Genomic DNA, 7,755 nt, shown 5'->3' with positions numbered 1-7,755 from the left:
TTTCTGACTGAGAGGAAAGGAAAAAAGAAATCATTGGGGCCATTACTGCTAAATATGGCACCCATGCATCTTTTACTTTGTATTTGGTAAAAAGGCCAAATGAATACAGCCCTAACAATGGTCCATAAGTATAGCCTGCAATCAAGAAAACAGCATTGATAACACTTTGATCGTTTAGCCAACGAAATAACAAGATTACAAAAAACATTAAAAAGGTAAACCCAAGATGTACTGCTTTCCGGATAGACAAAGCCTTATTTTTGTCGGGATTTTTATCTATTTGAAGGAAATCATAGCAAAAAGAGGTAGTAAGTGCGGTAAGGGTAGAGTCTGCACTGCTGTAAGCTGCAGCGGTAATCCCCAATACAAAAACAATTCCGGCAAAAGTTGAAAAATGAGAAGTAGCCAATAATGGGTACAAGTCATCTGTTCGTTCAGGGATAGCGATTTGATTGGCTTCGGCATACATGTATAACAGTACTCCTAAGGCCAAAAAGATCAGGTTTACCAAGACCAAAATATTGGTAAACCAAAACATATTTTTCTGGGCATCCTTTAAGTTTCTACATGTAAGGTTTTTTTGCATCATATCCTGATCCAATCCGGTCATCACAATGACAATAAACATCCCCGAAAAAAACTGCTTGAAAAAATTAGTCCCGCTTTTCCAATCCCAGTTAAAAATTTTCGAATGGGGCTGTTCAGCTACCTTGATCATCAAATCACCTACGTCAGCGATGCTAAGTTCTTTTGATACCAAAACAATACTAACCAATACTGCCAAAAGCATAAAGAACGTTTGCAGAGTATCTGTCCATACCACAGTTTTAATCCCCCCTCTAAAAGTATACAACCAAATAAGAGTGACCGTAATTAAAACAGAAACCCAGAAAGGAATCCCCCAATGATCAAATAAAATTATTTGCAAAACCCCTGCCACCAAAAATACCCTAATGGATGAACCTAAAGTGCGAGAAAGAATGAAAAAGAAGGCTCCGGTTTTATAGGACCAAAATCCAAACCTACCTTCAAGGTATGCGTATATTGAGACTAAATTAAGCTTGTAATATAGAGGAAGGAGCACTTTAGCGATTACTGCATAACCTACAGTATAACCTAACACCAATTGAAAATAATAGAAATTACTATTGCCTACTTCTCCGGGAACTGAAATAAAAGTGACACCTGATAGCGAGGCACCGATCATCCCGAAAGCCACCAAAAACCAAGGTGATTTTCTATCACCCGTAAAAAAAGTGTCGGACGTTAAATCCCTTGAAGTAAGCCAAGAAATAAGGAACAACAGTAAAAAATAAAATGTTATTACAATCAATACAAGATTTGAATCCATAATGCTTTCCGCTAAAGGGCAATAAAATTGGGATTAATTATTAACTTTGCAAAATGAAACCTTTAGAACATTTATTTGAATCCGAAGAAGAATTACTAGTAGAAGAACTTGTAGACAAGGAAGAACATGATTTGGTGGTTTTCAACGATGATATCAACACTTTTGATCATGTCTCCAAGGTTTTAATTAAAGTTTGTAAGCATTCACAGGAGCAGGCGGAACAATGTACGATGATCATACATTATAAAGGAAAATGCTCTGTTAAGAAAGGAAGTGTGAGTAAACTTAAACCAATGTGTGAATCCATTCTTGAAGCAGGCATTCAGGCAACAATTGTTTAAATCAAACGCTAATTGAACTTTCCTTCCAAATTAATTGAAAATGCTGTAACAGAGATAAGTCGACTTCCCGGCATTGGAAAAAAAACAGCCTTACGACTTACCTTACACTTGCTCAAACAAAAAGAACCTGTAACCACCTCGCTTACAGACTCATTAATAAACCTTCGCAAAAATATTCAGTATTGCGAAATTTGTCACAATATTTCCGATAGTACCATATGCAGCATTTGCAATGGAAATAAAAGGGATAAAAGTGTAATCTGCGTAGTGGAAGACCTCCCTGATGTATTGGCCATAGAAAACACCAACCAATACACAGGGCTCTACCATGTCTTGGGAGGTGTGATTTCCCCTATTCAAGGAATCGGACCTGAAGAACTAAAAATTGAATCTCTCATTAAACGCATTGATTCTCCAACAAGTGAAATCCCTGTCAATGAAATAATATTGGCTCTTCCTGCTACCATGGAGGGTGACACTACTTCCTTTTTTATCACCAGGAAATTAAAAGATAAAAACATAAAAGTATCTTCTATCGCCAGAGGCATCCCAGTAGGGAGCGAATTAGAGTATACAGATGAAATCACGCTAGGCAGAAGTATTCTGACGCGTATAAAATATTCCACAGAATAATTTGATGATTTAAAATACCTATCTATATTTGCACTCCATTTCGGGGGATTAGCTCAGTTGGCTAGAGCGCTACACTGGCAGTGTAGAGGTCATCGGTTCGAATCCGTTATCCTCCACTTTTGGTTTCCAACCAAGGTTGGAAACCTTTTTTTTTTAAAATAAGGAATTTTTTTTGCTCTTTATATTGTTATATTTATAAATTGCCGTATCATTTTAAATTGGAAGAATATCACATTTTTATTTATTAAATATCTTGGTGTTTTTTATTGCTTAATTACACTATTAAATCACCAGATTACCCAATAAGAGTAATTTTTATAAGCCCAGTTTAATGGAAATAAACTATTAAATTATGTCATTTCACTTTACCAAAAGTTCTATCCTTATTTTTATTTTCTTTTTTTCAAATTTTACGCTTTACGCGCAAGAAGAAAAACAAAAGATTGAAGGATCCATCAGTTCGAGTTCTAGTGCCTCTCCATCCGGTGAAGAAAAAGCAGTAGATGGAATGCTTAACACTTCTTGGTTGTCAACACATCCCTTCCCTACGAATTTTTATAAGAATGACTACCAAAACCTGCTTCTTCAATCTGGCCGTATTCAAAGTAGTAATATAGACCCGGAAACAATCAATTCCTTCCAACCAAACAATACCAACTCGGCAGAGGCCTTTATAGATTTCTCTACGCCGACAAGCATCTATTTATTAGGATTAAAACTTAATAACTTGCAAGAAAAGGTAAACATCTCATTTTTAGACAGCACGGGAGTTATTGCCGTAAAAGAATACTTGCCGGAACAGCAATACCATAACATTAGGTTTGAAGTCAACCTTCAAAATATTGTAAAAATAAAATTTAATAGCATTTCCGCATTTTCCATTGGCAACATCGCGGTTTTGGAAAGCAGCCCCAAAGAATACATCACTTTGGATTTAGGAGACAGTTATCTGGTCAGTGAAGTAAAAACGAAACATTGGTCGGGAAATAATAATTCGCTTTCAACACAACTATTGGTGGGAAACCATTTGGATAGCTTGGTGCAAGTTGCACAATTGCAGCCAAATGAAGCGGCCTATATCAGCACTATATTCCCCGAAGCCATAGAAGCCAGGTATCTTCGAATTGAACACCAGGTTGTCCCTCAAGATTATAAGAAAGTTACAGTTTTTGAATTTGAAGCCTATGGGGACAGTCTTGTCAGTGAAATTCCAATTGACCCTGAGCCGGAACCTGAAATCACTTGGGACCCGGATGCAGGATTGTATGATGCCTTGTCAAAAAATGCAACTGTAACTGCCAGCTCTTCTGCCAATATTTCTCAGAATGCTCCGGAAGCGGTAATAGATGACAACAATGCAACCGCATGGCTATCTACCAACCCCCTGCCAGATGGCTATGTTAGCAATGAGCGGCAAAACATTTTCTTGAATAAAGTAGGTGTAGCCTCCAATGGTGCAGCTATGGAAAATGCTACAGATGGAAGCCTTGGGAATAGCACCCCTTCCATAACACCAATTGGTGGTGAAGCCGGCTTTACTTTAGATTTAGCCCCGGTTTCAATACATAGGCTAGGCTTGCGATTGGTAAACAACCATACAGAACCTGTAAACATCCAAGTGATCAATCAACAGGGCGATACTCTTCGGACAACCTATAGCACCAGCGATGCCGGCCATATCCGCTTCCCTATTGAAATGGAGGAAGTAACAAAGGTAAGTTTGACTTCAAGTGCAGCATTTAGCATTCAAGAATTGGCTGCCTATTCAGCCCCATTATCTGAATACATCACATTGGATCTAGGTGAAATCAAACCTGTATCGTGGATTGCTGCCAAACAATGGAACGGAAACAACACTGCCATTACTTCTAAATTATGGGTTGGCCCGGACTTGGATAGCTTGACTTTACTTGCAGAATTAGACCCCAATTCCTTAGATATTCATAATATAGAGCTTCCAGTAAATAGCCGAACCAGATATATAAGGTTAGAACAGCAATTGGTAGACATAAATTATAAAAAAGCCTCAGTTCAAGAGTTAACCGTATACGATCAATTTGGCAATTATGGCCCGCCTCCTGCTCCTAAGCCTCAGAACTCTAGTTTTGGGAAGCTCTTTGGGGTCAACACGGTATGGGCTTGGGGCACCAAAAAAGTCCCCAATCTACAAGGACCAGATGAAGGGGCTCAAAAATTTATTAGAGCAGCAAGCCAAGCAAGAAATTACCACAACATTCATTGGGATACTGCAGATCCAGACATCACCCCTTCCTATGGAGGAGAAAACCCGGATGTATTGCGCCCTTGGACACAGTGGACCAGAGAGTATCAAGACTGGATTGACAAAGGTTTCGAAGTAGATGCTACATTCACTTTTGATAGGTTCCTTGAATCTATTTGGGACCAACCCTTCTCATCAGGGTATGGACTTGGCCATGCCTTTGGCAGTGTCTTTGGCCCAAGTCATGAAAATTTAATTCGCACGGTTGAAGTAGGCAATGAGCCCTGGAGTTATAGTGACTCAACTTACAGAAAAATTCTGGAAGGAACTGCCCAGGGACTCAAAACTGCTGACCCCTTGTTAAAGGTATTACCGGCAGCTTTACAAGCATCTCACCCGGTAACCAGTACAGGACATAAAAATTATATGGGTACCAAATTACATGAAGCAGCCGCACCCTACCTTGATGGAATTAATTTACACCTGTACAGCTATTACAGAAACGATGAAGGAGCTAGGATTGCCGTTCACCCCGAACATCCTGCCTCTGAAATGAGGGCTTTATTTTCCGGCCTGCGCTTTAGAGACACCAATATGCCAGGCAAAGAAGTACATGTTACAGAATGGGGTTGGGATGCTTCCAGCGAAAATGAAGCTGCGATAAATTCCGAGGCCGTTAGTCCTATTTCACAGGCTGTATATGCTTTGAGAGGCCTTTTCTGGCTTAGCCGAATGGGGGTAGACAAAGCCCATTGGTACTTTTTTGCCAACGTAGATACCCTTGCCGGAATAGACCCCATAAATTATCAGCGATCTGGTTTAACAGAATCTTTGCACTATGATTTTAAGGAAAAGCGGGCTTTTACCGCTGCTGAAGCCATGCAAAATAGAATGGGAAATCTCTTTTTTGAAGATGTAATCAGAGAAGATGAGCATGCATATATTTACCAACTACGCAATGAAGAGGGTAACTTATCACATATCGTTGCCTGGCGTCCGGTTTCAGGGGATGATAGCTTGACGGTTAATTTCCAAATTCCAGCCGCATATCCGGCCCAAAATGCATGGTATTTGTCAGGAATATCCCCGAATGGAGAGGAGGTCGATCTTTCTTATGCAAATGGTCAACTGACGCTTCCTCTGTCCTCCAAACCTCTTTTAATTCACTTAGGGGACTCTATTCAATATACCTCAGTACCTATGGAAGGACAACTAAGGGTGATAAAAGAAGAAGATCAGGCCATTGAACTAAAGCTAAACACCTCAACACCTTTGCTTAGTGCAGAGGATATTCAATTGACCAATGGATCAGGTACGATATCAAATACAGCTATTCATTGGGTGCAAGAGTCTCCGCTACTCTGGAAGGGTGATTTAAGCGACCTTGATGCCGGTAGCTATAATGCACAAGCAATATTGGGAGAAGAACAAGTAGCGACCAATAGTGTATCCATAGACATCCCACATAAATTCACCTTGTCCCCTAACCCAACCCAAGGGAAATGTGTATTGAGGTTGGCCGAAGTATTCACCACACCGACAAAGGTATCTATTTATAGGTTGGATGGATTGAAAATCGAAACCTTCTACCTTCAGGCACTTTATCCCGCTATGGAATTGGATCTAAGTCATTTAAGAAATGGGACTTACTTGATCAGATTAGAAAATTCGGATTTTGAGGGACAACAAAAATTTATAAAGAAGTAAGCCAAGAGATTTCTAAAATTTAACTCCTAAGCAGGCAATAGACAATCAATTAGGTGCTGAAATCATTTTAAATCAGACTGATTTTAAAGTGGTTACAACACTTCTTAAGAAAGTTTAGGAAAACCTATTACCTAAGCCTTGTTAAAGATTTGAAAAAAACCGGTGGTAACGGTGCGATACATGCAATGCTACTGCCGGTTTTTTTTATGCGTTCTTTTGTCTACCCTATAGATTAAAATTAATTGATCGGCCTAACCACACCATCTTAAATGCGAAGGATCTAGATTTAATAAAAGCAAGCCCAAATAGCGGTTTTTGCTTCCTAATTAAATTGATAAGATTTTATTTTAACACTTTATGTTTTTCAAAAGGAACTGTCCGATCAAAAATATACCGGTAAGTATGGTGCGTTTTAAATATGGAGGCATTTAACTGTTCACATACCCGCATCATTTTAGGGTTAAAGTCTCCCACCCAATTCATTTCAATGGTTTGATAGGCTAATTTTTTCTCTGCTATATTGTCCTTAAACTCTGTAACCATGGCGCTTTCCACTCCTTTTCCTTGAAATTCAGGCACTACGCCAAATACCAGTCCTAACATTTTGTTTGGTGGGTTAAAAGTTTTATTCCATAAAAATTTAAGCTTTCCTATCCAATCCATTTTTCCATCAACATATTTGAATAGTTGATTAATTTCAGGAATACTAATAAAAAAGCAAATAGGGTCCCCTTTATAAAAGCCAAAATAAACAAGGTGCGGGTCAATGATTGGTTTCATCGAAGAAAGCATCAATTTGGCTTCTCTTTCAGAAATTGTTTTCCCCAAATGCGCAGCCCAGGCTTTGTTATAAACCGTCATAAAATATTCAGGAAATTTATCCCAAAGCTCTTTTCCTTTAAGGTACCTGAATTCAAAATCTTTATCCTTAGCAATAATGGATGCGCGCTTTTCAATTTTTGGATCTACTACAACGCCTTTGACATTTCTACGGTAAGTAAATTGCTTGAAATAGATTTGAAAACCGTAGGCCTCGAAAAAATCTTTATAATACCCAAAATTCCAATGCATATTATAATTAGCCGGAGAAAAGCCATCTACCAATAATCCCCACCATTTGTCTCTTTCCCCAAAATTCACAGGGCCATCCATGGCCTCCATACCCTGTGCCTCCAACCAGTCCTTTGCTGCATCAAACAACATAAAAGCTGCCTTCTGGTCATTGATGCACTCAAAAAAACCCATCCCTCCCGTTGGGATTTTCTCTTTCCATTTTGGGTTGATAAAAGCGGCATTCCTACCGATGGTGTTGCCTTGATCATCTAATAATAACCACCGAATGGATTTGCCTCCACTTTTAAATAGTTTGTTGGTTTCCGGGTGAAAAAGATCTTCTATATCTTTATCCAGGGGTCTGATCCAATTTTTTTCGTTTTTATACAGCCTGACGGCCATTTGAAAAAATTCTTTTTGATGTGCCGGGGTGGTGACTTCCTGTAAAT

At 39.0% G+C, this 7,755-nt stretch carries 5 protein-coding genes and 1 tRNA gene; 4 read left to right on the top strand and 2 right to left on the bottom strand.

Features of this window, described 5'->3' with window-relative positions:
- A partial coding sequence (locus AAC037_RS14645; protein ID WP_339903681.1) for a sodium:solute symporter occupies nt 1-1,351 on the bottom strand: 1,351 nt, incomplete at its 3' end.
- Nucleotides 1,352-1,404: 53 nt separating this feature from the next.
- Here AAC037_RS14645 and AAC037_RS14640 point away from each other — a divergent pair.
- The 4 genes from AAC037_RS14640 (at nt 1,405) to AAC037_RS14625 (ending at nt 6,253) form a co-directional block, all read left to right on the top strand.
- Nucleotides 1,405-1,692 (top strand): ATP-dependent Clp protease adaptor ClpS, encoded by a 288-nt coding sequence (locus tag AAC037_RS14640; RefSeq protein WP_339903680.1) that lies wholly within the window; start codon nt 1,405-1,407, stop codon nt 1,690-1,692.
- A gap of 12 nt (nt 1,693-1,704) precedes the next feature.
- Complete coding sequence (gene recR / locus AAC037_RS14635; protein WP_339903679.1) at nt 1,705-2,325, top strand: recombination mediator RecR; 621 nt, start codon at nt 1,705-1,707, stop codon at nt 2,323-2,325.
- Nucleotides 2,326-2,367: 42 nt separating this feature from the next.
- A tRNA-Ala gene (locus AAC037_RS14630) sits at nt 2,368-2,441 on the top strand.
- A gap of 236 nt (nt 2,442-2,677) precedes the next feature.
- Complete coding sequence (locus AAC037_RS14625; protein WP_339903678.1) at nt 2,678-6,253, top strand: T9SS type A sorting domain-containing protein; 3,576 nt, start codon at nt 2,678-2,680, stop codon at nt 6,251-6,253.
- A 342-nt stretch (nt 6,254-6,595) separates the two neighbouring features.
- Here AAC037_RS14625 and AAC037_RS14620 read toward each other — a convergent pair.
- The coding region (locus AAC037_RS14620; protein ID WP_339903677.1) for a hypothetical protein at nt 6,596-7,755 on the bottom strand (1,160 nt) is incomplete at its 5' end.

Origin of the sequence: uncultured Cyclobacterium sp. (assembly GCF_963976465.1) — a bacterium.
GTDB lineage: Bacteria > Bacteroidota > Bacteroidia > Cytophagales > Cyclobacteriaceae > Cyclobacterium.
The sequence above is the reverse complement of the archived record's forward strand: the minus strand, read 5'-3'. Positions and strand labels throughout refer to the sequence as shown.